Source organism: Polynucleobacter sp. JS-Safj-400b-B2, assembly GCF_018881975.1.
In the GTDB taxonomy this organism is placed as follows: Bacteria; Pseudomonadota; Gammaproteobacteria; order Burkholderiales; family Burkholderiaceae; genus Polynucleobacter.
In genome coordinates, this window is the sequence record NZ_JACVPJ010000001.1 from 332,616 (window position 1) to 357,518 (window position 24,903).

Annotated in this window: 22 protein-coding genes and 1 pseudogene; 21 read left to right on the forward strand and 2 right to left on the reverse strand. The window is 46.1% G+C overall.

Annotated elements, in window-relative coordinates; translation table 11 throughout:
• From surE to rlmD, 5 genes and pseudogenes are all read left to right on the forward strand, one after another.
• A complete protein-coding gene (surE, locus tag ICN48_RS01730) occupies positions 1 to 792 on the forward strand; it encodes a 5'/3'-nucleotidase SurE (RefSeq protein ID WP_216152023.1) in 792 nt (263 codons plus the stop codon).
• A 29-nt stretch (positions 793 to 821) separates the two neighbouring features.
• Positions 822 to 1,445 (forward strand): annotated as a pseudogene (locus ICN48_RS01735) (protein-L-isoaspartate(D-aspartate) O-methyltransferase); the annotation flags it as partial.
• A gap of 36 nt (positions 1,446 to 1,481) precedes the next feature.
• The gene (locus ICN48_RS01740) at positions 1,482 to 2,246 is read left to right on the forward strand and encodes a peptidoglycan DD-metalloendopeptidase family protein (RefSeq protein ID WP_216152025.1); all 765 of its coding nucleotides are present in this window, start codon (positions 1,482 to 1,484) and stop codon (positions 2,244 to 2,246) included.
• Positions 2,247 to 2,263: 17 nt separating this feature from the next.
• Positions 2,264 to 3,085, forward strand: coding sequence for a 3'-5' exonuclease (locus ICN48_RS01745; RefSeq protein ID WP_216152026.1), 822 nt, complete (start codon positions 2,264 to 2,266; stop codon positions 3,083 to 3,085).
• Positions 3,078 to 4,505: a 23S rRNA (uracil(1939)-C(5))-methyltransferase RlmD gene (gene rlmD, locus ICN48_RS01750; RefSeq protein ID WP_216152074.1), complete on the forward strand. Its 1,428-nt coding sequence runs from the start codon at positions 3,078 to 3,080 to the stop codon at positions 4,503 to 4,505. The genes ICN48_RS01745 and rlmD overlap by 8 nt, the downstream gene beginning before the upstream one ends.
• A gap of 362 nt (positions 4,506 to 4,867) precedes the next feature.
• On the opposite strand, the gene ICN48_RS01755 is transcribed toward rlmD, so the two are convergent.
• Positions 4,868 to 5,569: a Bax inhibitor-1 family protein gene (locus ICN48_RS01755; RefSeq protein WP_216152027.1), complete on the reverse strand. Its 702-nt coding sequence runs from the start codon at positions 5,567 to 5,569 to the stop codon at positions 4,868 to 4,870.
• A gap of 261 nt (positions 5,570 to 5,830) precedes the next feature.
• On the opposite strand from ICN48_RS01755, the gene ndk reads away from it, so the two are divergent.
• The 15 genes from ndk to ICN48_RS01830 all read left to right on the forward strand — a co-directional run bounded on the left by ndk (position 5,831) and on the right by ICN48_RS01830 (position 22,970).
• Positions 5,831 to 6,256: a nucleoside-diphosphate kinase gene (gene ndk / locus ICN48_RS01760; protein WP_071465494.1), complete on the forward strand. Its 426-nt coding sequence runs from the start codon at positions 5,831 to 5,833 to the stop codon at positions 6,254 to 6,256.
• Positions 6,257 to 6,302: 46 nt separating this feature from the next.
• A complete protein-coding gene (rlmN, locus tag ICN48_RS01765; RefSeq protein WP_216152028.1) occupies positions 6,303 to 7,511 on the forward strand; it encodes a 23S rRNA (adenine(2503)-C(2))-methyltransferase RlmN in 1,209 nt (402 codons plus the stop codon).
• A 22-nt stretch (positions 7,512 to 7,533) separates the two neighbouring features.
• Positions 7,534 to 8,802, forward strand: a complete 1,269-nt coding sequence (gene ispG / locus ICN48_RS01770; protein ID WP_216152029.1) for a flavodoxin-dependent (E)-4-hydroxy-3-methylbut-2-enyl-diphosphate synthase — start codon at positions 7,534 to 7,536, stop codon at positions 8,800 to 8,802.
• A gap of 38 nt (positions 8,803 to 8,840) precedes the next feature.
• A complete protein-coding gene (gene hisS / locus ICN48_RS01775) occupies positions 8,841 to 10,190 on the forward strand; it encodes a histidine--tRNA ligase (RefSeq protein WP_216152030.1) in 1,350 nt (449 codons plus the stop codon).
• A gap of 58 nt (positions 10,191 to 10,248) precedes the next feature.
• Positions 10,249 to 10,908, forward strand: a complete 660-nt coding sequence (locus ICN48_RS01780) for a tetratricopeptide repeat protein (RefSeq protein ID WP_216152031.1) — start codon at positions 10,249 to 10,251, stop codon at positions 10,906 to 10,908.
• The gene (bamB, locus tag ICN48_RS01785) at positions 10,908 to 12,077 is read left to right on the forward strand and encodes an outer membrane protein assembly factor BamB (protein WP_216152032.1); all 1,170 of its coding nucleotides are present in this window, start codon (positions 10,908 to 10,910) and stop codon (positions 12,075 to 12,077) included. The genes ICN48_RS01780 and bamB overlap by 1 nt, the downstream gene beginning before the upstream one ends.
• The gene (der, locus tag ICN48_RS01790; protein WP_216152033.1) at positions 12,074 to 13,438 is read left to right on the forward strand and encodes a ribosome biogenesis GTPase Der; all 1,365 of its coding nucleotides are present in this window, start codon (positions 12,074 to 12,076) and stop codon (positions 13,436 to 13,438) included. The genes bamB and der overlap by 4 nt, the downstream gene beginning before the upstream one ends.
• A gap of 198 nt (positions 13,439 to 13,636) precedes the next feature.
• Positions 13,637 to 13,888 carry an RNA chaperone Hfq gene (gene hfq, locus ICN48_RS01795; RefSeq protein ID WP_072582173.1) on the forward strand — a complete coding sequence of 84 codons (252 nt, stop codon included), beginning with the start codon at positions 13,637 to 13,639 and terminating at the stop codon, positions 13,886 to 13,888.
• A complete protein-coding gene (hflX, locus tag ICN48_RS01800; RefSeq protein WP_255539417.1) occupies positions 13,881 to 15,122 on the forward strand; it encodes a GTPase HflX in 1,242 nt (413 codons plus the stop codon). Before hfq ends, hflX begins: the two co-directional genes overlap by 8 nt.
• Positions 15,112 to 16,623, forward strand: coding sequence for an FtsH protease activity modulator HflK (hflK, locus tag ICN48_RS01805; protein ID WP_216152035.1), 1,512 nt, complete (start codon positions 15,112 to 15,114; stop codon positions 16,621 to 16,623). The genes hflX and hflK overlap by 11 nt, the downstream gene beginning before the upstream one ends.
• Entirely contained in the window at positions 16,623 to 17,492 is an 870-nt protein-coding gene (gene hflC / locus ICN48_RS01810) for a protease modulator HflC (RefSeq protein ID WP_216152036.1), read from the forward strand. Before hflK ends, hflC begins: the two co-directional genes overlap by 1 nt.
• Before the next feature lie 20 nt (positions 17,493 to 17,512).
• On the forward strand, positions 17,513 to 18,676 hold the full coding sequence (locus tag ICN48_RS01815; protein ID WP_216152037.1) for an ATP phosphoribosyltransferase regulatory subunit: 1,164 nt from the start codon (positions 17,513 to 17,515) through the stop codon (positions 18,674 to 18,676).
• A 92-nt stretch (positions 18,677 to 18,768) separates the two neighbouring features.
• Positions 18,769 to 20,109 carry an adenylosuccinate synthase gene (locus ICN48_RS01820; protein WP_216152038.1) on the forward strand — a complete coding sequence of 447 codons (1,341 nt, stop codon included), beginning with the start codon at positions 18,769 to 18,771 and terminating at the stop codon, positions 20,107 to 20,109.
• 82 nt (positions 20,110 to 20,191) lie between these two features.
• Entirely contained in the window at positions 20,192 to 22,408 is a 2,217-nt protein-coding gene (locus ICN48_RS01825) for a malate synthase G (protein ID WP_216152039.1), read from the forward strand.
• A 70-nt stretch (positions 22,409 to 22,478) separates the two neighbouring features.
• A complete protein-coding gene (locus tag ICN48_RS01830; protein WP_216152040.1) occupies positions 22,479 to 22,970 on the forward strand; it encodes a hypothetical protein in 492 nt (163 codons plus the stop codon).
• Between the two features lie 85 nt (positions 22,971 to 23,055).
• Here ICN48_RS01830 and ICN48_RS01835 read toward each other — a convergent pair whose 3' ends face one another.
• Positions 23,056 to 23,559, reverse strand: a complete 504-nt coding sequence (locus ICN48_RS01835; RefSeq protein WP_255539413.1) for a hypothetical protein — start codon at positions 23,557 to 23,559, stop codon at positions 23,056 to 23,058.
• Between the two features lie 119 nt (positions 23,560 to 23,678).
• Between ICN48_RS01835 and ICN48_RS01840 the strand changes: the two genes are divergently transcribed.
• Positions 23,679 to 24,899: an MFS transporter gene (locus ICN48_RS01840; protein WP_216152042.1), complete on the forward strand. Its 1,221-nt coding sequence runs from the start codon at positions 23,679 to 23,681 to the stop codon at positions 24,897 to 24,899.
• Positions 24,900 to 24,903: the final 4 nt, after the last annotated feature.

A 24,903-nucleotide genomic window follows, 5' to 3' on the forward strand; every position in this document is an offset into this window, starting at 1 on the left:
ATGTCTAAGCAACCCCATATCTTAGTTTCTAATGATGATGGCTATTTGGCTCCTGGCTTATTGGCTTTAGTAGAAGCGGTACGTCCTTTGGGTCGTATTACGGTGATTGCTCCCGAGCAGAACCATAGCGGCGCTTCCAATTCTTTAACGCTTTCTAGACCACTCTCCATTCATCGGGTAGCTGGTGGTGAGCGTGATGGCTTCTTCTTCATCAATGGCACTCCTACGGATTGCGTGCACGTTGCCATGACGGGTTTTTTAGATGAGAAACCTGACCTAGTAATCTCTGGGATCAATCAAGGCGAGAACATGGGTGAAGATACACTTTACTCAGGTACTGTTGCTGCCGCAGTTGAGGGTGTGATGTTTGGGGTTCCTGGCATTGCTTTCTCACAAATTGATCGCGGTTGGAATCGCATTGAAGATGCCGCTAAAGCTGCGCATGATGTGGTGGCTCAAATGCTGGTTTCTGCTTTAAGCAAAAATCATACCGATGGGGTAGCAACATTGCTTAATGTCAATATTCCCAATCGACCTTATGCCGATTTGTATCGCTGGCGTGTAACGCGTCTTGGCAATCGCCATCATTCTCAGCCAGTTGTAGTGCAAGATAGTCCTCGCGGCGAGAAGATCTATTGGATTGGTGCTGCAGGCGATGTTAAAGAAGGCTCTGAAGGTACAGACTTTCATGCGATTGCGCAAGGATGTATTTCGATTACCCCAATGCAGTTAGATTTAACGCACCATGCTCGCTTAGCAGCTATGCGTGCCAATGGTTGGGATCGCGGTTGAAGGCTCCCACCGAACGTTTTGCTGCCTATCGGCAAGCTTTAGCAGCAAAAGTTCATGCTGGTGGTGTCAAACACGGCAAAACTTTAGAGGCAATTGCCACAGTTCCTAGGCATGCTTTTATGGATGCTGGTTTGCATGCGCAAGCCTATGAAGATACTGCTCTGCCTATCGGACATGAGCAAACTATTTCAAAGCCTTCTGTAGTGGCGCGCATGATAGAGTTGCTTCACAAGCCAAAACACAAACTTGGCAAGGTCTTGGAGATAGGCACTGGTTGTGGTTATCAAGCTGCCGTCTTGAGTTTGTTGGCAGATGAGGTGTACTCCATCGAGCGTATTCGTCCTTTGCATGACATGGCTAGAGCGAAGTTGCGCCCATTTCGGATTAATAACCTACGCCTGATCTATGGTGACGGTATCTTGGGTTTGCCTCAGGCAGCCCCATTTGATGGGATCATTTTGGCAGCAGCAGGCTTGGGTATTCCGGACGCCTTGCTAGACCAGTTATCGATTGGGGGGCGCTTGGTTGCACCCGTTGCTAAAAATGCGAAAGAGCAGCAATTGGTGATGGTTGAGCGTATGAGCTCCCAGCGCTATCAAAGAACCGTACTGGACGGAGTCTTTTTTGTCCCCTTACAATCAGGGGTAGTATAAGAATAATGATGAATTCCTAATTCAGTACTCAATTTAATGCCCTACCTATCTAAGACTTTCTTGATTGCCTTGATATCAACATCCCTGATGTTGATGGTGGGATGCTCTACACCACGTACTAAGCCTGCTAGCGTAACTGATCGAAGCGTCGGATCAGTTGAGCCAACGCCTGCTGGTTTCTATCGCGTTAAAAAAGGCGATACCTTGGCGCGTATTGCTTTGGATAACGGACAAGCACCTCGCGATGTAGTGCAGTGGAATAAAGCAGCCAATCCAAGTTTTAATCCAAATCTGATTGAAGTTGATGACTTGATTGTGATTAAAGCACCTGCCGGATCAAAGCCAGTCAAAGTTGCCGAGAAGAAACCAGCAGCAGATAAAGCAGATTCCTCAGCCTCAGCATCCGCTCCAGAACCTGCAAAAACAGAAGTAGTTGCTGAACCTGGGATTCGTTTATCTTGGCCTGCTAAAGGTAAGGTTACTGGTGAGTTCAGTGAAACCAATAAAGGAATTGATATAGCAGGTAAGGTTGGCGAACCCATCCTAGCAGCATCCGATGGCAAAGTAGTCTATGCCGGCAACAGTTTGCGTGGTTATGGCAATCTAGTCATTGTTAAGCACGACAACACCTATCTCACTGCTTACGCTCACAATAGCAAGCTCTTGGTTAAAGAGGGTGATGTCGTTCGTAAAGGTCAAAAAATTGCTGAGATGGGTGATACGGACACCACTTTAGCAAAATTGCATTTTGAGTTGCGTGTTAACGGCAAACCAGTTAATCCAACGCCGTATTTACAGTGATGTTGCAGTAAATACGCATGGCCACTGTTCTTGTATTTGATATTGAAACCATTCCCGATGTAGCTGGCTTACGCCGCCTCGAAGACTATCCAGATTCTATGAGTGATTCTGAAGTGGCTGCAAAAGCCATGGCAGATCGAGCCGCTAAAACGGGTAGTGAATTTCTCCCCTTATTTTTGCAAAAGATTGTTGCTATATCTTGTGTGATTCGTAGAACCACTAAAGAGGGCTTGCCCCAAATTAAAGTCGGTACCCTAGGCACTCCACAGGATGATGAGAAGGTATTAATACAAGCCTTCTTTGACCTGGTTGAAAAATACACTCCCCAATTGGTTTCTTGGAATGGCAGTGGCTTTGATTTGCCAGTTTTGCACTATCGTGCCTTAGCTAATCATGTACAAGCCCCGCGTTACTGGGAGATGGGCGAGAGTCAAGACTCTGATAGCCGTGAATTTAAGTGGAACAACTACATCAGTCGTTATCACATGCGCCATCTCGATATGATGGATCTACTGGCCAAATTTAATGGCCGAGCTAATGCGCCATTAGATGGTTTGGCTAAACTTTGTGGCTTCCCAGGCAAGATGGGTATGGATGGCAGTCAGGTGTGGCCTGCTTATCAAGATGGCAAGATCAATGACATCCGCCGTTATTGCGAGACCGATGTGGTCAATACCTATCTCATGTACTGCCGCTTTCAATTGCTGCGTGGCGGCTTTTCTCATGCTGAATATCAAGAAGAAATTGATTTCGTAAAGGCTTATTTAGAAACAGAATCTAAAGAACCCAATGGCGGTCAATGGCAAGAGTACCTTCAGGGTTTTGCAGCGGATGCGTAGAGGGGATAAGCCGGTCAACATTGAGGTTGTCGAGCCAATTCAAGTTGAAGCACTAGATTTAGATGCCCAAGGAATAGCTCGTTTAGCCCCCAATGAGGAAGAAGCTGCCCAAGGTCAAAGTGGTAAGGTCATCTTTATCAAGGGCGCATTGCCAACCGAGCTAGTGACTTACACCATCACCAGTGATAAATCCCGCTTTAGTAAGGCTAAGGTACGCAGCATTCTCAAGCCTGCAGTATTTAGGGCGGAACCGAAATGCAAAGCCTTTGGGGTGTGCGGCGGTTGCACTATGCAGCATTTAGATATTCGTGCGCAAGTAGCTATGAAGCAACGCGTTCTAGAGGATGACCTGCAACATATCGCCAAAGTAAAGCCACAAGAAATTCTGCGCCCGATGGGAGGGCCCACTTGGGAATATCGTCACCGCGCGCGCTTAAGCGCCGTGAATCGCTCCATTAAAAAAGGCACAGTACTCATAGGCTTTCATGAAGGCAAGAGTGGTTATGTGGCTGATATGTTGGCATGTGAGATTTTGCCTAAACATGTCTCGGATTTATTGCCAGAGATGCGTAAATTAGTCATGGGCTTATCCATTGTCGATCGTATGCCTCAGATTGAGATTGCGGTTGGTGAGCCGGAAGATGTCTTCTCGGATGATCCAAAAAAATCAAAGCCAGTTACCGCATTGGTGTTTCGTAATCTCAAGCCCTTAACGGCAGAAGATGAGCAGCTCCTGCGTGCATTTGCTGATGAACATCAGGTATGGATATGGCTACAACCCAAGGGTATAGAGACCGTGGCACCGTTTTATCCAGAGACAGGCAAGCTTTGTTATCGCTTGCCTGAATTTGAGATTGAGATGCCATTTAAGCCTGCTGATTTCACACAGGTAAATCACATGATGAATCGCGCATTGGTGAGCAGGGCGATTCGCTTGTTAGAAGTGAAGTTAACGGATCGTGTACTCGATTTATTTTGTGGTCTTGGTAATTTCACATTACCCCTTGCCAGAAAAGCAAAACAAGTTTTAGGGATTGAAGGTCTTGAGAGTTTGACAACTCGGGCAAAAGCGAATGCTGAGCATAACGGGCTGGTGGATAAAACCAGCTTCATGCAAAGCGATTTATTTCTGGTGACAACAGAAACCATTGCATCGTGGGGTAAGGCAGAGCGCTGGTTAATGGATCCGCCGCGTGAAGGCGCGATGGAGATTTGCAAGTCTTTAGCAGAGCTACATTTACAGCAAAGTGATCTACTACCGCAACGCATTGTTTATGTTTCCTGCAACCCCAAAACCTTAGCGAGGGATGTGGATATCTTGTGCCATCAAGCGGGCTACATCTTAAGCAGTGCAGGCATTATCAATATGTTCCCCCACACCTCCCACGTCGAGTCTATGGCCGTATTTGATCGTCTATAGCCCCACAAACTCTAGATTTAGTTCTATTTTCCGTAAGTATTGCCCATATTTAGTGCATTTAGCCTGATGCTGGTGCGGCGCCCTCAAAATCAAGTCTTATTGAAGAGTAGATTGAACTTGTGCAGTGGTTGTATTACTGCCAATCCTTTTTACCTTCGGGAGAGCGTCATGAAAGCCTCAGATAGTTTTGCAATCTTATTAATTTTGATGGCACTGTCTTACGCTATTAGTATGTTTGTAGCGGCCTAATATTTAGCTATAAACAAGTAGGTAGGCAGAGTAGCGTAGTCGTAAAGAAAAAGGCGCCCGCAGGCGCCTGATGAGAACAACACACTAAAGATCTTAGTGTGTATTAATCTCCCTTAATCTCGATTACCACCAACAATACCCAATAGTGCGAGTAAGTTAGTAAAGACGTTATACACATCTAAGTAGATAGCTAATGTAGCCATGATGTAGTTGGTTTCACCACCATTGATGACGCGTTGTACATCTACCAAGATAAAGGCTGAGAAGATGGCGATTGCCAATACCATCACAGTCAACATCAAAGCAGGTAGTTGCAACCAGATGTTTGCCAATGAAGCAACAATCAACAGCAACACGCCAACCATCAACCATTTACCCATGCCGGCAAAATCGCTTTTGCTTACAGTAGCAATCGTTGCCATAGTAGCGAAGATTGCAGCTGTACCGCCGAAGGACAGCATGATGAGAGTGGCGCCATTGCTATAGCTATTTAATGTATAACCAATTAAGCGAGACATCATGATGCCCATGAAGAAGGTAAAGCCCAAGAGTAGGAGTACGCCTACACCAGTATCTTTATTCTTCTCAATTGCCCAGAAGAAGCCAAAGGCAACAGCCATAAACACGATAAAGCCAATAAAAGGGCTGCCAGAGAACAGATCAAGCCCCATTGCGACCCCAAGCCAGGCACCAATCACAGTTGGAACCATGGAAAGCGCCAAGAGGGCGTAAGTGTTACGGAGTACGCGGTTGCGTACCTGGACGGCACTAATTGAGCCGGTTTGGCCAAAGCCGTAAGAGTTCAGATCACTCATATTGACTCCTTCTTTTTCATTGTTAATACAAGAGCCCATAAAGAGCTGTTGACAGTAAGTATAGACAAAACGCCCTAATTTCAAGGCCCCGCAGAAAAGACCTACAAATTGAAGGCTTATGCCCTGTAAATTCAAGGGCTTAGCCCTACGGGCATAGGGGTAAATACGGTCAAGCAATGTATAATTCGGGGGGTCGCAGGAGTGGGGTGCTTTATTGGCCTTTCCTGGCAAATACCTTTGAAATCACTATTGGAGTCTTGAATGGCAATTGAACGCACCCTTTCTATTATCAAACCTGATGCTGTCGCTAAAAACGTCATCGGCAAAATCTATGACCGTTTTGAGTCTGCTGGTTTGAAGATCATTGCTTCCAGAATGGCCCATTTGTCACAGAATGAAGCCGAGCAGTTCTACGGCGTTCACAAAGATCGTCCTTTCTTCAAAGACTTGGTGAGCTTCATGATCTCTGGTCCTGTAATGATTCAAGTATTGCAAGGCGAAGGCGCTATTGCTAAGAATCGTGACTTGATGGGCGCTACCGATCCTAAGAAGGCAGAAAAAGGCACAATCCGTGCTGACTTCGCTGACAGCATCGACGCAAACGCAGTTCATGGCTCTGATGCTCCTGAAACAGCTGCTGTGGAAGTTGCTTTCTTCTTCCCTGGCATGAATGTTTTCAATCGTTAATCCACGATTGCTAACGAATAACCTATTTAATATATAAGTAGGCGCATTGACCTCCCCGCGCGTAAATCTCTTAGATTTTGACGCTGACCAAATGGCAGCGTATGTCGCGGGGTTGAATGAAAAGCCCTTTAGGGCGAAGCAACTCATGCAGTGGATACACCAACGTGGTGTAGGTAACATCAATGACATGAGTGATTTAGCAAAAAGCTTTAGAGCAACTTTGCTAGATAAAGCAGAAGTACTTTCTCTCCCCGTTATCAAAGATGAACACGCCGCTGATGGTACCCGTAAATGGTTGCTGGACGTTGGTGCTGGCAATGCAGTCGAGTCCGTATTTATTCCTGAGGACGATAGAGGTACTCTGTGCATCTCTTCTCAGGCAGGCTGCGCAGTCAATTGCCGTTTTTGCTCAACCGGTCATCAAGGCTTCTCGCGCAACCTGACTTCTGGTGAAATCATCGGGCAACTTTGGTTTGCTGAACATCTTTTACGTAATGATCCTCAGGCTATTCGCAGGATAGAAAAGTTTCCAACTCCAGGCTGGGAGCACACAGGTCGCGTCATCTCCAATGTGGTGATGATGGGTATGGGTGAACCGTTGCTGAACTACGATAACGTTGTTTCTGCGCTGCGCTTAATGCTTGATGACAGAGCTTATGGTTTGTCGCGTCGTCGTGTCACGGTATCGACATCAGGTGTAGTGCCGATGATTGATCGTCTTGCGCAAGATTGCCCAGTAGCACTAGCGGTCTCCTTACATGCACCGAATGATGCATTACGCGATCAGCTAGTGCCACTCAATCAAAAATATCCTTTACGTGAATTGCTCGATGCTTGTGAGCGTTACTTGCCATTTGCGCCAAGAGATTTCTTAACCTTTGAATATTGCATGCTCGATGGTGTCAATGATTCTGATATTCAGGCTAAAGAGTTGGTTCGCTTGCTGAGAAACATTAAGTGCAAGATCAATCTCATTCCATTTAATCCATTTCCAGAATCTGGTCTCAAGCGCTCATCAGCCCAGCGCATAAACACTTTCGCTGGCATCTTGTTAGATGCGGGTATGGTTGCGACCGTGCGCAAGACTCGCGGAGAGGATATTGCTGCAGCATGCGGTCAATTAGCAGGTGACGTCGTGGATCGTACGCGTGTACGTGAGCGTGATGTCCATAGTGCCGAGATCGAAATCGAAGAAGCGGAATCCGATGAGCAGTCAAATGAGCACCCAATTGAGTGGCTCAAAAAATTAAATTAAAGATTAGATCCCGATTATTCCAATGAGCTCTAATAATTTATTGCCACCTCTACCGTTAGGGCCATCCCCTAAGCGAGCAACTCGCCAAGCAACTGTTGCTTGGAAGACCAATATCATTACTGTTGGTGGTGATGCGCCAGTACGAGTGCAGTCCATGACCAATACCGATACAGCGGATGCTGTTGGTACTGCAATTCAGGTAAAGGAATTAGCCCGTGCAGGTTCGGAGATGGTGCGCATTACTGTCAACACGCCAGAGGCAGCCGCTGCCGTTCCTTATATTCGTGAGCAGCTAGATAAGATGGATGTCTTGGTACCCTTAATTGGCGATTTCCATTACAACGGTCATACCTTATTGAATGATTTTCCAGACTGCGCTAAAGCGCTCTCAAAGTACCGCATTAATCCAGGTAATGTGGGTAAGGGCGCCAAGCGTGACCCACAATTTGCACAAATGATTGAAGCTGCTTGTAAATATGACAAGCCGATTCGAATTGGTGTGAACTGGGGAAGCTTAGATCAAGAACTCTTAGCCTCCATTATGGATAGCAATGCTGCCTTAGCAGTTCCAAAAACTGCACAAGAAGTGATGATTGAAGCCTTAATTCAGTCAGCATTGCAGTCGGCAGAAAAAGCAGTTGAGTTGGGAATGAATCCTGATCAAATTTTGCTTTCATGCAAAGTGAGTAATGTGCAAGACTTAGTCGCTGTGTATCGCGACCTCTCACGTCGCTCTGACTATCCATTGCACTTAGGTTTAACAGAAGCAGGCATGGGCAGCAAAGGTATAGTGTCTTCGACTGCGGCGATGGGCATCTTGTTGCAAGAAGGTATTGGCGACACGATTCGCGTTTCGTTAACACCTGATCCAGGCGCTCCTCGTGAGAACGAAGTTATCGTTGCTCAAGAAATACTGCAAACCATGGGCTTACGTAACTTCACACCAATGGTGATCGCTTGCCCTGGTTGTGGCAGAACCACCAGCACAACATTCCAAGAATTAGCAGCCAATATTCAATCGTATTTGCGTCAACAAATGCCGGTTTGGAAGAAAACCCATCCTGGCGTTGAGAATATGAATGTGGCAGTAATGGGGTGTATCGTAAATGGCCCAGGCGAGAGCAAGCACGCCAATATTGGTATTTCATTGCCGGGAACGGGTGAAACCCCAGCTGCACCAGTATTTGTGGATGGGGTGAAGGTAAAAACCCTGCGCGGTGAAAAAATTGCCGAAGAGTTTCAAGTAATTGTTGACGAGTACGTTAAACAAAACTACGCATCTAAAGTTTAAGTAGATTTAAACAAGGCGATAACAAAACAATAATAAAAATGACTGATCAAAGTAAAGACCAAAAACCAGAAGTCAAAATCCAGAATACCCAAAAAGTGCAGAAAATAAACGGCGTTCGCGGTATGAATGATTTGCTACCAGCAGATGCAGCGCAGTGGGCACATCTTGAGCATGTCTTACGCGATCTAACGCGTGCTTATGGTTATGAATTTTTGAGAACGCCAATCGTAGAAGCGACCGCAGTATTTCAGCGTGGTATTGGCGAAGTGACCGACATCGTTGAAAAAGAAATGTATTCCTTTGAAGATCGCTTGAATGGCGAGCAACTCACCTTGCGTCCCGAGGGTACTGCTGCGTTAGTCCGTTCCGTTATTGAAAATAATTTGATTTACGAGGGCCCTAAGCGCCTTTGGTACACCGGACCGATGTTCCGTCATGAGCGTCCACAGCGTGGCCGTTACCGTCAGTTCCATCAATTTGGTGTTGAAGCTTTAGGCTTTGCTGGTCCCGATATCGATGCAGAAATCATCCTGATGGGTCAACGTCTGTGGGATGAGCTGGGCTTGAAGGGGGTTCGCTTGGAGATCAATTCCCTAGGTCAGGTTCCTGAGCGCGCGGAGCATCGTGCTGCCTTAGTAACTTACTTTGAGAAAAATAAATCACAGCTCGACGAAGACTCACAGCGTCGCCTTGTTAGCAACCCATTGCGTATTCTGGACTCTAAAAACCCAGAGATGCAGGCATTGATCGAGGGTGCACCAAAACTATTGAATTTCTTGGGAGAAGAGTCGCTTAAGCATTTCAATGCAGTACAAGCTTTACTCAAAGCAAATAACATCCCTTGCAAAATCAATCCTCGTTTAGTCCGTGGCTTGGATTACTACAACCTCACGGTATTTGAGTGGGTGACCGATGAGCTGGGAGCTCAAGGTACGATTGCTGGTGGTGGACGTTATGACCCTTTGATCGAGCGCATGGGTGGTAAAGCAGCGCCTGCTTGTGGTTGGGCAATGGGTATGGAACGCGTGCTCGAGTTGATGAAGGTCTCTGGATCCTTGCCCGAAGCCCAGGCCCAATGCGATATTTATGTTTTGCACCAAGGTGGCGAGACCTTGACTGCTGCCATGATCATCGCTGAGCGCCTTCGTAGCGCAGGCATTGATACCGTTCTTTTCTGCCCTCCAGACGGTCAATCCGCCAGCTTTAAGTCCCAAATGAAGAAGGCTGATAGCAGTGGGGCAGCCTTTGCAGTCATTATTGGCCCTGACGAATTGGCCAAGAATGAGGCAGCACTGAAGGACTTACGTGGCACGGGGGAGCAGAAATCCGTTCCTTTGGACGATGTCTTGGGGGCAGTAATTGATGCCCTGGTTGGCGCCTCAGAATAGAATTAACCAATTACTTATAAATTACCTTTTAATTACCCATTAGTGAACTTGGATTGAAATGCCTTTAGATCTAGAAGAACAAGAACAATTAGACCAATTCAAAGCGTTTTGGCAAAAGTACCGCAATATTATTACTGGGGTAGTCACGGCTGCCTTGTTCGCTTACGCTGCTTACAGTGGATATCAGTGGTGGCGTAATAGTCAGGCACTTGAAGCTTCTAAGCTTTATGAAACGATGGTGGGCGCGATTGCGAAAGGCGATAAAGATCTGACCTTGCGCGCAGCTGACGATTTGCAAAAAGATTTTGGACGCACACCCTATGCGGCAATGTCTAGTTTGATCGCTGCGCGCATCGCATCGGATGCAGGCGATAGCGCGAAGGCTTTAGATTATTTACGTTGGGCCGCTAAGAATGCATCAAATGACGGCTACCTTGCTTTGGCAAAATTACGCTTAGTAACTCAATTGATTGAGCTGGGCTCTGAAAAAGATTTTGCAGAGGCTGATCAAATCTTGAAAGAAAAGCCTATTGCTGGTTTTGAATCCTTATGGCTTGAACGTCGTGGTGATTGGTATCTCGCGCAAAAGAAAAATGAACAAGCTAAGACTAGTTACCAAGAGGCCTGGAAAAAATTAGATCAAGCAAAAGAATTTCCTGAAGAGGCGCGTCGCCTCTTAAAAGTTAAATTGGATGCCGTTGGAGGAGTTACTCAGTGATGACTAAAGTGATAACTAAGGAAATGAAGCATTTGCCGATGCGTATAGGTACTGCCTTAGTGTTGGGTGCCGTGGTAATTGCTTTAGTAGCTTGCTCCGGTAGCTCAAAGGTCAGAAAGCCTGCCGAATTACCTGCGGTTACCAATCAATTTGATCTTCGACCTGTTTGGTCTAACAGCATTGGTTCATCAGAAACCTTTAACTTTCATCCCATTGTTGCTGGTGATGCGGTATACGTCGCTTCTCACCGTGGGAACTTGGCCAGGATTGATTTAGCATCAGGCAATAAAACGTGGGAAGTATCTGTACCTGATCGCTTATCCGTTGGCCCTGGCTCGGATGGGCGTACTACTGTAGCAGTGAGTACAAAGGGTAGGGTCTATGCCTATGACGATGCTGGCAAGCCTATTTGGAATGTGAGTGTTGGCAGTGAAGTATTAAGCGAACCTGTGGTTGCTGGTGGCATCGTGGTTGTGCGTGCACTCGATAATCGTTTCATTGGGTTAGATGCACAAACTGGCAAACGTAAGTGGACTTATCAGCGTCAGCAGTCTGCTTTGTCGTTGCGTGTGGGCTATGGCATGCTATCTATTAATAACGAGGTGATTGTTACTGGTTTTGCTGGCGGTCGTTTTGGCATGATTGCAATTGCGAATGGCGGATTGGTTTGGGAAACCCCCGTATCTTTTCCTAAAGGCTTCTCTGAAATCGAACGCCTGAATGATGTCAGTGCTAAACCTAGTATGGAAGGCGATATTATCTGTGCGGTTTCTTATCAGGGCCGTATTGGTTGTGGCCAGGCTCGTACAGGAAACCTTCTGTGGTTTAAGGACTATTCAAGTTACACCGGCACTTCCCAAAGTACTGACATGGTTTTCTCAGCAAACGATAAATCCTACGTGACTGCTTTTGCAACTAAAGACGGTACGCAGGTTTGGGAAAACACTCAGCTGATGTTCCGTGATGTAGGTGAGTCACTTGCGGTTGGCAGAGTTTTGCTGATGGGTGATGGTGAAGGTTATATCCATGCATTTTCACAGGCGAATGGTGAGATGGTTGCGCGTATTCGTCACGACAGTAGTCCAATCTCGGCTGCCCCCATTGCGGTAGGTGGCCTCATCTTGGTTCAATCTCAAGGTGGAAAAATAGCGGCGTACAGTCCAAAATGAATCCAGTTATCACTATCGTCGGCCGTCCCAATGTGGGGAAGTCGACTCTCTTTAATCGCTTAACGCGTTCACGTGATGCATTAGTGGCTGACTTTTCTGGTTTAACCAGAGATCGTCACTATGGCAAAGGCCGTATCGGCGAGCGTGCATTTATTTGCGTGGACACCGGAGGTTTTGAGCCAGTAGCAAAGACCGGCATCGTTGCCGAAATGGCAAAACAAACCAAGCAAGCCGTTGCTGAATCTGACATTGTGATTTTCTTGGTTGATGGTCGCTTAGGTATGGCGCCACAAGATCGGGTGATTGCAGATTTCTTGCGTAAGACTGGAAGACCCATCATCCTGGCGGTAAATAAAACCGAAGGTATGCAAGCCGGCGTTGTTACTGCAGACTTTCATGAGCTTGGATTGGGTGAGCCCTTCCCAATTTCATCTGCGCATGGCGATGGTGTGCGTGGCCTGATTGATGACGCTTTAGATTCGCTGGGCATTGCAGAGCCAGATGAAGAGGAATTAGCTAACGACCCTAATCGCCCAATGAAGATTGCGGTAGTGGGTCGTCCAAACGTCGGTAAATCTACGTTGATCAATAAGTTGATCGGTGAAGAGCGTGTGATTGCCTTTGATATGCCGGGTACTACGCGTGATGCGATCGAAGTTCCCTTTGAGCGTAACGGCAAGCCTTATATCCTGGTTGATACAGCAGGTCTGCGTCGCCGTGGCAAAGTATTCGAAGCGATTGAGAAGTTCTCAGTAGTTAAAACATTGCAAGCCATTGCTGACTGTAATGTGGTGATTTTGATGTTAGATGCTCAGCAAGATATTTCCGAGCAAGATGCACATATCGCTGGATTTATTGTTGAGGCTGGGCGCGCATTAGTAGTTGCAGTGAACAAGTGGGATGGTTTAGATGCCTACGTTAAAGAGCGCGCTCGTTTGGAGATTGCTCAAAAACTGCGCTTTCTGGATTTTGCAAACGTTCATCCGATCTCCGCTAAAAAAGGTACAGGCCTTAAGGATCTCTTTAAGGACGTCGATGCAGCTTATGCCGCAGCGATGGCGAAGTTACCAACTCCTCGTTTAACTCGTATCTTGCAAGAGGCAATCGAGCATCAACAGCCAAAACGGGTTGGTATGGGTCGTCCAAAATTACGCTATGCCCACCAAGGGGGTATGAACCCCCCAATTGTGGTCATCCATGGCACATCCTTGAGCGGAGTGACTGATAGCTACAAGCGATACTTGGAAGGTCGCTTTAGGGATGTCTTTAAATTGCGCGGTACGCCTTTACGGATTCAGATGAATACCGCTAAAAACCCTTACGTTGATGACGACAAGGGTAAAAAAAACAAAAAGCGCTAATTTGGGCTAATCTTTTAGATTCATGCCGAATTGGGCTTGATTTTTCAGAAAATCAGCCCAATATAGAGCTTAATGAGTCATTGGTTCTAGCAGTTTGTATCAAGCAATGTGTATTTAGAAATGTGCAGTGAAAATTGGTATTTAAAAAAAGCAAGACTCCCAAAAAAAGTAGTTACCAAAAGATAATTAAGGAGCAGTATGAGCAATAGCAATCCCAACAAAATTCAATTACTTCAGGATCCATTCCTCAATGCCTTGCGCAAAGAGCATGTTCCTGTTTCGATCTATCTTGTAAACGGTATTAAGCTGCAGGGCAATATTGAGTCATTTGACCAATATGTTGTGCTCTTGCGTAATACGGTGACGCAGATGGTTTACAAACATGCAATCTCTACGATCGTTCCTGCTCGTGCGATTGATTTTCGTTTAGAAGAAGCTAGCCCTGTATAAAACCGGAGTAGATGCGGCACGCGCTGTTCTAGTTGGTGTAGACACGGGACGCGAAGACTTTGCAGATAGCATGGCCGAACTCAGCCTTTTGGCTGATAGCGCAGGCTCTATACCCGCAGCCACTGTTATTGCCCGCAAGGGGAAAACTGACCCCGCTTTGTTTATCGGCTCAGGCAAGGCGAATGAGCTTAAGCGAGTGATGGAAGAGCATGGTGCAGAACTTGCGATCTTCAATCATCCACTTTCTCCAACTCAGCAACGCAATTTAGAGCGCCATATTGGTTTTCATGTAATGGACCGCACCGGATTGATTTTGGATATCTTTAGTCAAAGAGCGCAAAGTCATATTGGTAAGACGCAAGTTGAACTTGCACAAGTGCGTTATCGGATGTCTCGTTTGGTTAGAGCCTGGAGTCACTTAGAGCGACAGCGAGGCGGTATTGGTGTGCGCGGCGGTCCTGGTGAAACTCAGATGGAGTTGGATCGCCGGATGTTGGCAACCAAAGCGAAGCGCTTGGAAAATGAGCTAGAAAAACTCCAGCGCCAACAAAGAACGCAAAGAAGGGCTCGAAATCGCAAAGATGTGTTCTCTGTCTCTTTGGTTGGATATACCAATGCCGGTAAATCGACTTTGTTTAATGCCCTAACCAAAGCAGGGACTTACGCTGCTGACCAGCTTTTTGCCACCTTAGATACCACCTCCAGAAAGGTCCATTTGGATGGAGTTGGATCAATTGTGGTCTCTGATACCGTGGGATTTATCCGGGATTTGCCTCACCAGCTAGTGGAAGCCTTTAGGGCAACTTTGGATGAAACCATCCATGCCGACCTCATTTTGCATGTTATTGATGCCTGTAGCTCGGTAGCTAGGGAGCAAAAGGCTGAGGTAGAGGCCGTTTTAGAGGAAATTGGGGCTGATGACATCCCTCGGATTGAGGTGATGAATAAGATCGACCAGATGCCTCAAACCTTCACCCGTGGGGCTGTTTTAGAGCGAGATGGACAGGGTTTTCCAAGTCAGGTTTTCCTGTCAGCCAAGACGGGCTTAGGCCTTGATTTACTTCGCTCGGCCCTAGCCGAATGCTCTCAAATGACTGATAGAATAAGGGTCGAGCACAACCGTGCCAAGAAGCAATTGGCCCCGGATGAGTTTTTAGAACCTTTACCTGAACGACCAGAAACTTCTGAATTTAATCCGATTGCCAACCGAAGCTATTTATCTAATGACGCGTAAATTTCTAGACCTTTTTTCGGTGAATGATCCAGGTTGGGGCAATAGCCACAATTCAGGTGGATCCAAAGATGCCAAAGATGGGCAGGCAGAAGGTCAAGCTCCAAAAGCGGATCCAGAAACTAGCCAGCCAGTTGACCCAAAACCAACAAATCCTGTAACTAAGCCAGATGGCCCGCCAGACTTAGATGAGTTGTGGCGTGATTTCAATGACAGAATTGCTGGCATCTTTGGTGGCAAGAAGAAGCCGGGTGCATTAGGTGGTTCAGCTAGTAAGCCTGCAAATAAACCGAGCAGCACCGATATTCCTCCGCCTTCACAGCGCGGCAATGGTGGCGGCGGCAATGGTGGTATCAGCCCCCCTAACTTTAATTTCACCAATCCTTTTGGCTCAAAGGCGAGCTTTCTGATTGCGGGAGCGATTGTCTTCTTTGTGTGGGTTTGCAGTGGCTTCTTCATTATCCAAGAAGGTCAAGCTGGCGTTATTCTTACTTTTGGTAAGTACGATTACACCGCTAAGCCAGGTATTAACTGGCGTATGCCGTGGCCGATTCAGTCTGAAGAGACTGTGAACTTATCAGGAGTTCGCTCTGTAGAAGTAGGACGCCCTGTATTAATCAAGGCTACCAATCAAAAAGATTCTTCAATGCTTACTGAAGATGAAAACATCATCGACGTACGCTTTGCCGTGCAATATCGCTTGAAGGATCCTACTGATTATTTATTCAATAACCGCGATCCCGATGCAGCGGTAGTGCAAGCTGCCGAAACAGCTGTGCGTGAAATCGTTGCTCGTAGCAAGATGGATACCGTGTTGTACGAGGGTCGTGAAAAGATTGGCATTGATTTAGCCAACTCTATTCAGAAGATTTTGGACAGTTACAAAACGGGCATTTATGTGACTAGCGTAACCGTCCAAAACGTTCAACCGCCAGAGCAAGTTCAAGCTGCGTTTGATGATGCTGTGAAAGCAGGGCAAGACCAAGAGCGACTGAAGAGTGAGGGTCAAGCATATGCTAATGACATCATTCCGCGGGCCAAAGGCACTGCTGCACGTCTTATTCAAGAGGCTGAGGGTTATAAGGCCCGTGTAGTGGCTACTGCAGAGGGTGATGCCACCCGTTTTAAGCAGATCTTGGTTGAATACTCCAAGGCGCCTCAAGTGACTCGTGATCGCATGTATATCGATAGCATGCGTGAGATGTACAACAACGTTACGAAGATCTTGGTTGACACTACCAAGAGTAATAGCCTGTTATATCTCCCGCTCGATAAGATCGTCGCACAAGTAAGCGCTGAAAGTGCTCAAGCAGCCAGTGCGCAAACAAGCTCATCTGGAACAAGCACTCCCACTGGTAGCGTTACGGTAGGTGGTGCAACTGGTACAAATACAAATACAACGAGCTCGTCCTCGATCTCTACCTCTACTCCTGTAGCGCCAGTAACGAATAGCACTGCAGATAAACGTGATGGCCTCCGTAGTCGCGATCGGGAGTCCAGATAATGAGCGCCAATCGTTTAATTGCAGCCGGCATTGGCTTTATTGCGCTGATCTATGTTTTGTCTTCCAGTATTTTTGTGGTCGATCAACGTAAGTTTGCCGTGGTGTTCTCATTCGGGCAGATTGTTCGCGTGATTGAGCAGCCAGGAATTCAGGTGAAGCTTCCAGCTCCTTTTGAAAGTGTTCGCTTCTTTGATCGTCGCATTTTGACAATTGATAATCCAGAGGCAGAGCGTTTTATTACTGCCGATAAGAAAAACTTATTAGTCGATTCTTATGTGAAATGGCGCATTGTCGATCCACGTAAGTTCTTTATAAGCTTTAAAGGCGATGAGCGCTTGGCGCAAGACCGCTTAACTCAGTTAGTTCGCTCAGCCCTGAATGAGGAGTTCACTAAGCGCACTGTTCGCGAGTTGATTTCTGATCAGCGTGAAGAGGTGATGCAAGGTATTCGTAAGAAGGTTGCTGATGATGCTTCTGATATTGGCGTGGAGATTGTTGATGTTCGCCTAAAGCGTGTTGACCTCTTGGCGGAAATTAGTGATTCTGTTTATCGCCGTATGGAAGCAGAGCGCAAGCGTGTGGCCAATGAGTTGCGTTCTATGGGCGCTGCAGAGTCTGACAAGATTAGCGCAAATGCAGAGCGTCAACGTGACACGATCTTGGCGGAGGCCTATCGCGATGCCCAAAAAATTAAGGGAGCGGGAGATGCGAAAGCTACCGCACTCTATGCAGAGGCATTCGGGCGTGACCCTCAGTTTGCTCAGTTCTATCAAAGCCTAGAAGCCTATAGAAGCTCTTTCAAGGATAAGAAGGACATCATGGTGGTAGAGCCAAATGGTGAGTTCTTCAAGTTCTTGCACAAAAAATAAGAAAGCAAATAGTTCACATCATGAATCGCTGGTTACTTCCTGAAGATATTGCAGATGTATTGCCTGCCGAGGCTCGCAAGGTCGAGTCTTTGCGTCGTGCCATCTTGGACCTGTATCAGTCTTATGGCTATGAGTTAGTTGCGCCTCCCATTCTGGAGTTCTTAGACTCCTTATTAACTGGCACTGGTTCCGATCTCAATTTGCAAACATTCAAGTTGGTAGATCAGCTATCTGGTCGCACACTGGGTCTGCGTGCCGATATCACTCCGCAAGTAGCTCGTATTGATGCGCACCTCTTAAATCGTGCAGGTGTTACACGTCTTTGTTATGCCGGATCTGTTGCGCATGCTCGCACCCCAGTTGGTAGCTCAGCTCGCGAAGAACTACAGCTCGGTGCAGAGATCTACGGTTGTGCAACTTGGGAAGCCGATCTTGAGGCGATTACCTTATTGCTGAAAACACTTTCTGTTGCTGGAATTAAGAAGGTATATCTAGATTTGTCACACGCTGGCATTCTAGCGGGGATCTTAGCTGGTCAGAATCTGGATCAAGAAACGATTGAAGCCTTGTATAGCTTGCTTCAAAGCAAGGACCGTCCTCGATTAGGTCAATGGGCAGCTTGCTTGCCTGCTAATGTTGCTCAAGCGCTGATGGCATTGACGGAACTGAACGGCCCTTGTTCTGAAGTTTTAGCAAAGGCCAAGAAAGTATTACCTAAGCATGCAGCAATTGATCAAGCTTTAGCAGGTTTAGAGCGCTTGGTTTCTGCTGTAGCGAAGCTGTCTAATGACTTGGAACTCAGTATTGATCTGGCGGATTTACGTGGCTATCAATATCACAGCGGTGTCATGTTTGCCGCTTATGTTGATCAATTCCCGCAACCAATTGCAAGAGGCGGTCGCTATGATCATGTTGGTCAAGCCTTTGGTCGTTCCCGTCCTGCAACTGGCTTTTCTTTAGACCTATTAACTTTAGTCAATTTATCGCCGTTAACTGCGCGCAAGTTGGCCATCTTGGCACCTTGGATTGAAGATGTAGAGTTAAGTGCGGCCATCGAAACCCTCAGAACCAAGGGTGAAGTGGTGATACAGATTCCAGTAGGAACGTCATTGGAAGCTGCTGAATATGAATGCGATCGAGAGTTGGTTAAACAAGGTAACTCTTGGGAAGTAAAGAAGAAGTAAAGAAGAAGTAAAGAGCAAGTAAAGCGGAAATAAAGCAATAAATTGGCATTAAGCAGTTAACTTATTTTGTAATTATCTTTTTGGATTTCACTATGTCTTCAAAGCAGCAAACTAAAGGTCGTAACGTAGTTGTCATTGGCACCCAGTGGGGTGATGAAGGCAAAGGTAAGGTAGTTGATTGGTTAACAGATCATGCTCAAGCAGTGGTTCGTTTTCAGGGCGGTCACAATGCAGGCCATACCCTCATCATTGGCGACAAGAAGACGATTCTGCGTTTGATTCCTTCCGGAATCATGCATAAAGATGTCATCTGCTATATCGGTAATGGCGTAGTGCTCTCACCGGAGGCGCTCTTCAAAGAAATTGATGAGCTTGAGTCTGCTGGTTTGGATGTGCAATCTCGCTTGAAGATTTCAGAAGCAACGACTCTAATCCTCCCGTATCACGTGGCGATTGATAATGCGCGTGAAAAGAAGCGCGGCGATGCCAAGATTGGTACTACTGGTCGCGGTATTGGACCGGCTTACGAAGACAAGGTAGCGCGCCGTGCATTGCGCGTTCAAGATTTGTTCTACCCAGAAAAATTTGCAGAGCAGTTACGTGAGAACTTGGAATATCACAATTTCATGCTCACTAATTACTATGGCGCTGAGCCAGTAAATTATGAAAAGACATTGGCTGAGGCAATGTCTTACGCTGAGCGCCTGAAGCCTATGGTGGTAGATGTCTCTAGCGCTTTATATGCTGCCGAGCAATCTGGTCAGAATTTATTATTCGAAGGTGCGCAGGGAACATTGTTGGATATCGATCACGGCACTTATCCGTACGTCACCTCCAGCAACTGTGTAGCTGGTAATGCTGCTGCTGGTTCAGGTGTTGGACCAGACTCATTGCAATACATCTTAGGTATTACCAAAGCCTATTGCACACGTGTAGGCGCTGGTCCATTCCCAAGTGAACTCTATGATCATGACAATCCTGCCAAGCAAGATCCGATCGGTATTCGTTTGGCTGAAGTTGGTAAAGAGTTCGGTTCTGTCACTGGACGACCACGCCGTACTGGCTGGTTAGACGCTGCAGCATTAAAGCGCTCCATTCAGATCAATGGTTTATCTGGCCTTTGCATTACCAAGCTAGATGTTCTCGATGGTTTCGAAACAATTCGTTTATGCGTTGGCTATAACTTGGACGGTCAGAAGTTAGATGTATTGCCACGCGGCGCAGAATCTGTTGCCCGTTGCCAGCCAATTTATGAGGATTTCCCTGGCTGGAAGGGCACGACTTTCGGTATTCGTGAGTGGAATAAGCTTCCAGTCGAGGCACAAAACTTCCTGCGCCGTATTGAGGAAGTTGCAGGCAAGCCAATCGCTATGGTGTCTACAGGCCCAGAGCGTGACGAAACCATTCTCCTTCAGCATCCTTTTCAGGATTAATGGAAAATATTCCAGAACTGATTAATTAACTGATTTACTACCTAACCCTATTTATTAACTTTTTGTTTAAGAAGATATCAATATGACTGCGCGCACTACCTGTAATAGCCTTCAAGTGGCAACCCCTTTATATCGATTCATCGAAGACAAAGTACTTCCAGGTACTGGTATTAAGAGTGCTGATTTTTGGAAGGGCTTTGATGAAATCGTTAAAGACTTAACCCCAAAAAATGATGCCTTGCTCGCTAAACGTGATCGCATTCAATTGGATTTGGATAAATGGCACCAAGCCAATCCAGGCCCAATCAAAGATATGCCTGCGTATCGCAAGTTTTTGAAAGAGATTGATTACTTAGTTGATGTGCCAGGAAAAATTACCGCTACCACCAAGAATGTAGATGACGAGTTGGCGCTTCAAGCCGGCCCTCAGTTGGTTGTTCCGGTTCTCAATGCACGTTATGCCTTAAATGCTGCCAATGCACGTTGGGGCTCTTTGTATGATGCTCTCTACGGTACTGATGTTTTATCTGAAGAAGATGGCGCTACCAAGGCTGGCGCGTACAACCCAATTCGTGGCGCAAAAGTGGTTGCTTATGCCCGTAACTTCTTGGACCAAGCAATACCATTGGCTAAAGGCTCACACCGTGATTCAGTGGCTTACACAGTAGACGGCAATAAGTTGTCCGTGAAGTTAAAAGATGGCACTTCCATTGGTTTGGCTGATGAGAAGCAGTTCGTTGGCTACCAAGGTGATGCAGCTGCTCCAAGCTCTATCTTGCTACGTAATAACGGTGTCCATATTGATATTGAAATCAATAAGAGCAAAACGATTGGTGCAAGTGATCCTGCTGGCATTAATGACGTCATTCTTGAGGCAGCGCTTTCAACGATCTTGGACTTGGAAGACTCTATTGCTGCAGTAGATGGCGATGACAAGGTTCTCGCCTATGAAAACTGGCTAGGAATTTTGAAAGGTACCTTGGTTGAGGAGGTGAAGAAGGGTGACAAGACAATTACGCGCGCTCTTAACCCAGATCGCAAGTACACAGCTGGCATCGGCGCTGTTGATGCAAAAGATGGCATCGTTACATTGCATGGCCGTTCACTCTTGTTCCTTCGTAACGTTGGCCATTTGATGACTAACCCAGCCATCATTACCGGTGAAGGCAAAGAGATCTACGAAGGCATCTTAGATGCGGTAGTAACAGTATTGATTGCCTTGTATGACATCAATCGTCCAGCAAGCCAAGCGATTGGTAATACTCGCAAGGGTTCTGTATACATTGTTAAGCCAAAAATGCACAGCCCAGAAGAAGTGGCTTTTGCAGGCGAATTGTTTAGCCGCGTTGAGAAATTACTCGGCTTACCAGCCGATACCGTAAAGCTTGGCATCATGGATGAAGAGCGTCGTATGAGTGCCAACATCAAGGCAGCCATTGCTGCTGCGGGTGCACGTGTAGCCTTTATTAATACTGGTTTCTTAGATCGCACTGGCGATGAAATGCACACAGCGATGTATGCAGGTCCAATGATGCGCAAAGGCGATATGAAAACCAGCAAGTGGTTATCCGCTTATGAGCGTCGTAACGTCTTTGCAGGTTTGGATTGTGGCTTGCGTGGTCGCGCTCAAATTGGTAAAGGGATGTGGGCAATGCCAGACATGATGAAAGCTATGGTTGAGCAAAAGATTGTTCACCCTAAAGCAGGTGCTAATACTGCTTGGGTACCATCACCAACAGCAGCTACCTTGCACGCGCTTCACTACCATCAAGTAAACGTAGCAGAGCTCCAAAAAGAAATGGAAAAGTTGGATACTGCTGCCGAAGCAGAGGCACTAATCAATGATTTATTGACTATTCCGGTAGTTGAGAAGGCCAATTGGTCTAAGGAAGAGATTGCGCAAGAGTTGGATAACAACTGCCAAGGTATCTTGGGTTATGTAGTGCGCTGGATTGATCAAGGCGTTGGTTGTTCTAAGGTGCCTGATATTCATAACGTTGGCTTGATGGAAGATCGTGCAACATTGCGTATTTCTAGTCAGCACATTGCGAACTGGTTGCTTAACGGTATCGTGACTGCGGATCAAGTAAATGAGGCTTTACAGCGTATGGCTAAAGTGGTTGATGGTCAAAATGCTGGCGATCCTTTGTATCAGCCAATGATGCCTAACTACCAAGATTCATATGCCTATAAGGCCGCTAGCGATTTGATTTTCAAAGGCCTTGAGCAGCCTAACGGTTACACAGAGCCTTTGTTGCACGCTTGGCGTTTAGAGGTAAAGAAGGCGCACGCTAAGTAATTTAGCCAACGCCCTTGATAAGAATGGATTTGCCTACAAAGCAAATCCATTTTTTATTGGACATAAGTAAATGTTTGGATTTCTAAACCCCTTCTCTAAAGCGCATGCCCAGTTTCCATTTCAATTGAATGATGGCGGCAGGGAAGAGGCTGGCTTTAAAGGTGGCGCAGGAGATTGCGTCGTCAGATCTATCGCGATTGCTGCAAACCTGCCTTATATGCAAGTCTATGAAAGTTTAAGGTTGGCAAATGAGCATTATGCCCAGCGTCGTAATGATCGCCTGGCAAAGAGGCTGAGCGTAAAAGGCTCGTCTCCCAGAAATGGCAATCACTGCAATGTATTTCATGACTATATATTGGGTCTAGGCTTTGAGTGGGTGCCCACCATGAAAGTCGGCGCAGGCTGCCAGGTTCATTTAAGGTTAGATGAGCTGCCTTCAGGAGTCTTAATTGTGAAGGTTTCTAAGCACTTGACTGCGATAGTGAATGGGGTCATTTACGATACTCATGACCCCTCTAGAGGTGGAAATCGATGTGTTTATGGCTACTACATTAAAGCTTAAGGTGGTTCCTTAGCTTCTGTGCTACACACTCTTTTGACTAAAAACCTAAATTAATCCTAAAAAGGAATTTTTTTTAGGGTTTTATTTAAAGTTGTTTGTGGCGGCCCAGATATTTAAGATTCCAAGCTTGTCTGTAAAGCCCTGTCATTCCAATCATTGTGGAAGTAGTCCAAGCGATTGAAAAAAGACCTGAGAAGGCAATAAAGAAGGCCATTGTTTTCCATCCATACGGAAGAATGTCAGATATAAAACCCACAGTCGTATAGCAGCTCCCTGCAAAAAGAATGGCATTTACCCCATTAGGGATTAGGTTTAACCAAAAGAGAATGGCTGCCCAAATAAAGATCTCGCAAATATGAATCAAAGCAATAATAATGAAGGCTAGGTAGAAGTGAAAAAAGATCCTATTATATTGATTGCGATCTAGATTTGCCTTGGTAAACCGCTCGAAACGCATAGCCATGTGATTTAAGCCGCTACCATGGAATATGAGAATCAGGATTAAGCCCGTAACCCCAAAAAAGATATCAATAAGAACAAAGGTAAGTGAGATGGTTGTTGTCGTGTCTGACAAGGTTGGCAAGGCCATAATTTCCATTCAGAAATAGGTTGGTAGGCGATATAGCCGTAATCCTACCCCAAAGCAGATCCGTGCGCTAGAGAGGATAATGTTCTTTTGTCTACCTAATTTGCACTGTTGATTCTACTTTGAGTTTAGTTCGCACCCCTCAGCAAGAGAGATTCTTTTTGCTTGCCTTGGCTGGCATTCAGTTCACCCACATACTGGATTTTATGATCATGATGCCGCTTGGGCCTCAGTTCATCAGCGCTTTATCGATCAATACACATCAATTTGGTTTATTGCTATCTTCTTATACTTTTGCTGCTGCGATCGCAGGCGTATTTGCTACCTATTACATTGATCGATTTGAGCGGAGGCAATTGCTGCTGCGTTTGTATGTTTGCTTCATTATTGCAACCATAGCCTGTGGGTTTGCCCAAAACTATCACATGCTATTTATCGCGCGTGCCTGTGCCGGCGCTTTTGGAGGCATCTTAGGATCATTGGTGCAGACGATTGTTGCTGATTCCATTCCTTTTGAGCGAAGAGGAAAAGCATTGGGTACAGTCATGGCTGCTTTCTCAGTTTCAACTGTTGCTGGCGTACCCTTAAGTTTGTTCTTGGCAAATCACATTAGCTTTCTAGGTTGGCGCGCTCCTTTCATGTTTATTGGCTTAATCTCTATATTGATTTTGTTTATTGGATATCGCTATATTCCTAAAATTTCTGGACATTTGCATCACGTTCAAGAGGGTAGCCGCTTTAGACAAATCTATGACATTCTGATTGCCCACAAACATGCGCGCGCCTTTGTGTTTATGGGGCTTATTATGATCACTGGATTCTCAGTGATTCCCTATATTGCCCTGTATCTCACTTCCAATGTTGGCGTTGCTAATTCCTATATTTCCTTAATTTACCTATGTGGTGGCATTGCTACCTTGATGAGTTCAAGGTTGATAGGTCAAATGGCTGATAAATATGGCAAAGTGCGGGTATTTAGAATTCTGGCGATTATCAGCTTAATTCCTCTGATAGTGACAACCAATCTTGTGCCGGTTCCCCTTTGGGCGGTGTTGATTAACTCAACCTCATTTTTTATCTTGATTTCAGGGCGAATGATCCCGGCTATGGCAATAGTGAGTCAGCTGGTGGAGCCAAAAATCCGGGGAACCTTTATGAGTCTAGTAGGTTCAACTCAGATGCTGGCTTCAGGAATTGCATCTGTTTTGGCAGGCTTAGTCGTCACTATTACGCCGGATGGAAAGATGGAGCATTACAACTTGGTTGGCTATGGCGCAGTTATTTGTGGGTTACTGACATTTTGGCTGGTAGGATATATTCATTCTGATGCGAAAAAAACTTAAGGAG

Coding starts and splice junctions, on each gene's coding strand:
- surE (WP_216152023.1), top strand. CDS start 1: ATGTCTAAGCAACCCCATATCTTAGTTTCTAATGATGATGGCTATTTG.
- ICN48_RS01740 (WP_216152025.1), top strand. CDS start 1,482: ATGCCCTACCTATCTAAGACTTTCTTGATTGCCTTGATATCAACATCC.
- ICN48_RS01745 (WP_216152026.1), top strand. CDS start 2,264: ATGGCCACTGTTCTTGTATTTGATATTGAAACCATTCCCGATGTAGCT.
- rlmD (WP_216152074.1), top strand. CDS start 3,078: ATGCGTAGAGGGGATAAGCCGGTCAACATTGAGGTTGTCGAGCCAATT.
- ICN48_RS01755 (WP_216152027.1), bottom strand. CDS start 5,569: ATGAGTGATCTGAACTCTTACGGCTTTGGCCAAACCGGCTCAATTAGT.
- ndk (WP_071465494.1), top strand. CDS start 5,831: ATGGCAATTGAACGCACCCTTTCTATTATCAAACCTGATGCTGTCGCT.
- ispG (WP_216152029.1), top strand. CDS start 7,534: ATGAGCTCTAATAATTTATTGCCACCTCTACCGTTAGGGCCATCCCCT.
- hisS (WP_216152030.1), top strand. CDS start 8,841: ATGACTGATCAAAGTAAAGACCAAAAACCAGAAGTCAAAATCCAGAAT.
- ICN48_RS01780 (WP_216152031.1), top strand. CDS start 10,249: ATGCCTTTAGATCTAGAAGAACAAGAACAATTAGACCAATTCAAAGCG.
- bamB (WP_216152032.1), top strand. CDS start 10,908: ATGACTAAAGTGATAACTAAGGAAATGAAGCATTTGCCGATGCGTATA.
- der (WP_216152033.1), top strand. CDS start 12,074: ATGAATCCAGTTATCACTATCGTCGGCCGTCCCAATGTGGGGAAGTCG.
- hfq (WP_072582173.1), top strand. CDS start 13,637: ATGAGCAATAGCAATCCCAACAAAATTCAATTACTTCAGGATCCATTC.
- hflK (WP_216152035.1), top strand. CDS start 15,112: ATGACGCGTAAATTTCTAGACCTTTTTTCGGTGAATGATCCAGGTTGG.
- hflC (WP_216152036.1), top strand. CDS start 16,623: ATGAGCGCCAATCGTTTAATTGCAGCCGGCATTGGCTTTATTGCGCTG.
- ICN48_RS01815 (WP_216152037.1), top strand. CDS start 17,513: ATGAATCGCTGGTTACTTCCTGAAGATATTGCAGATGTATTGCCTGCC.
- ICN48_RS01820 (WP_216152038.1), top strand. CDS start 18,769: ATGTCTTCAAAGCAGCAAACTAAAGGTCGTAACGTAGTTGTCATTGGC.
- ICN48_RS01825 (WP_216152039.1), top strand. CDS start 20,192: ATGACTGCGCGCACTACCTGTAATAGCCTTCAAGTGGCAACCCCTTTA.
- ICN48_RS01830 (WP_216152040.1), top strand. CDS start 22,479: ATGTTTGGATTTCTAAACCCCTTCTCTAAAGCGCATGCCCAGTTTCCA.
- ICN48_RS01835 (WP_255539413.1), bottom strand. CDS start 23,559: ATGGCCTTGCCAACCTTGTCAGACACGACAACAACCATCTCACTTACC.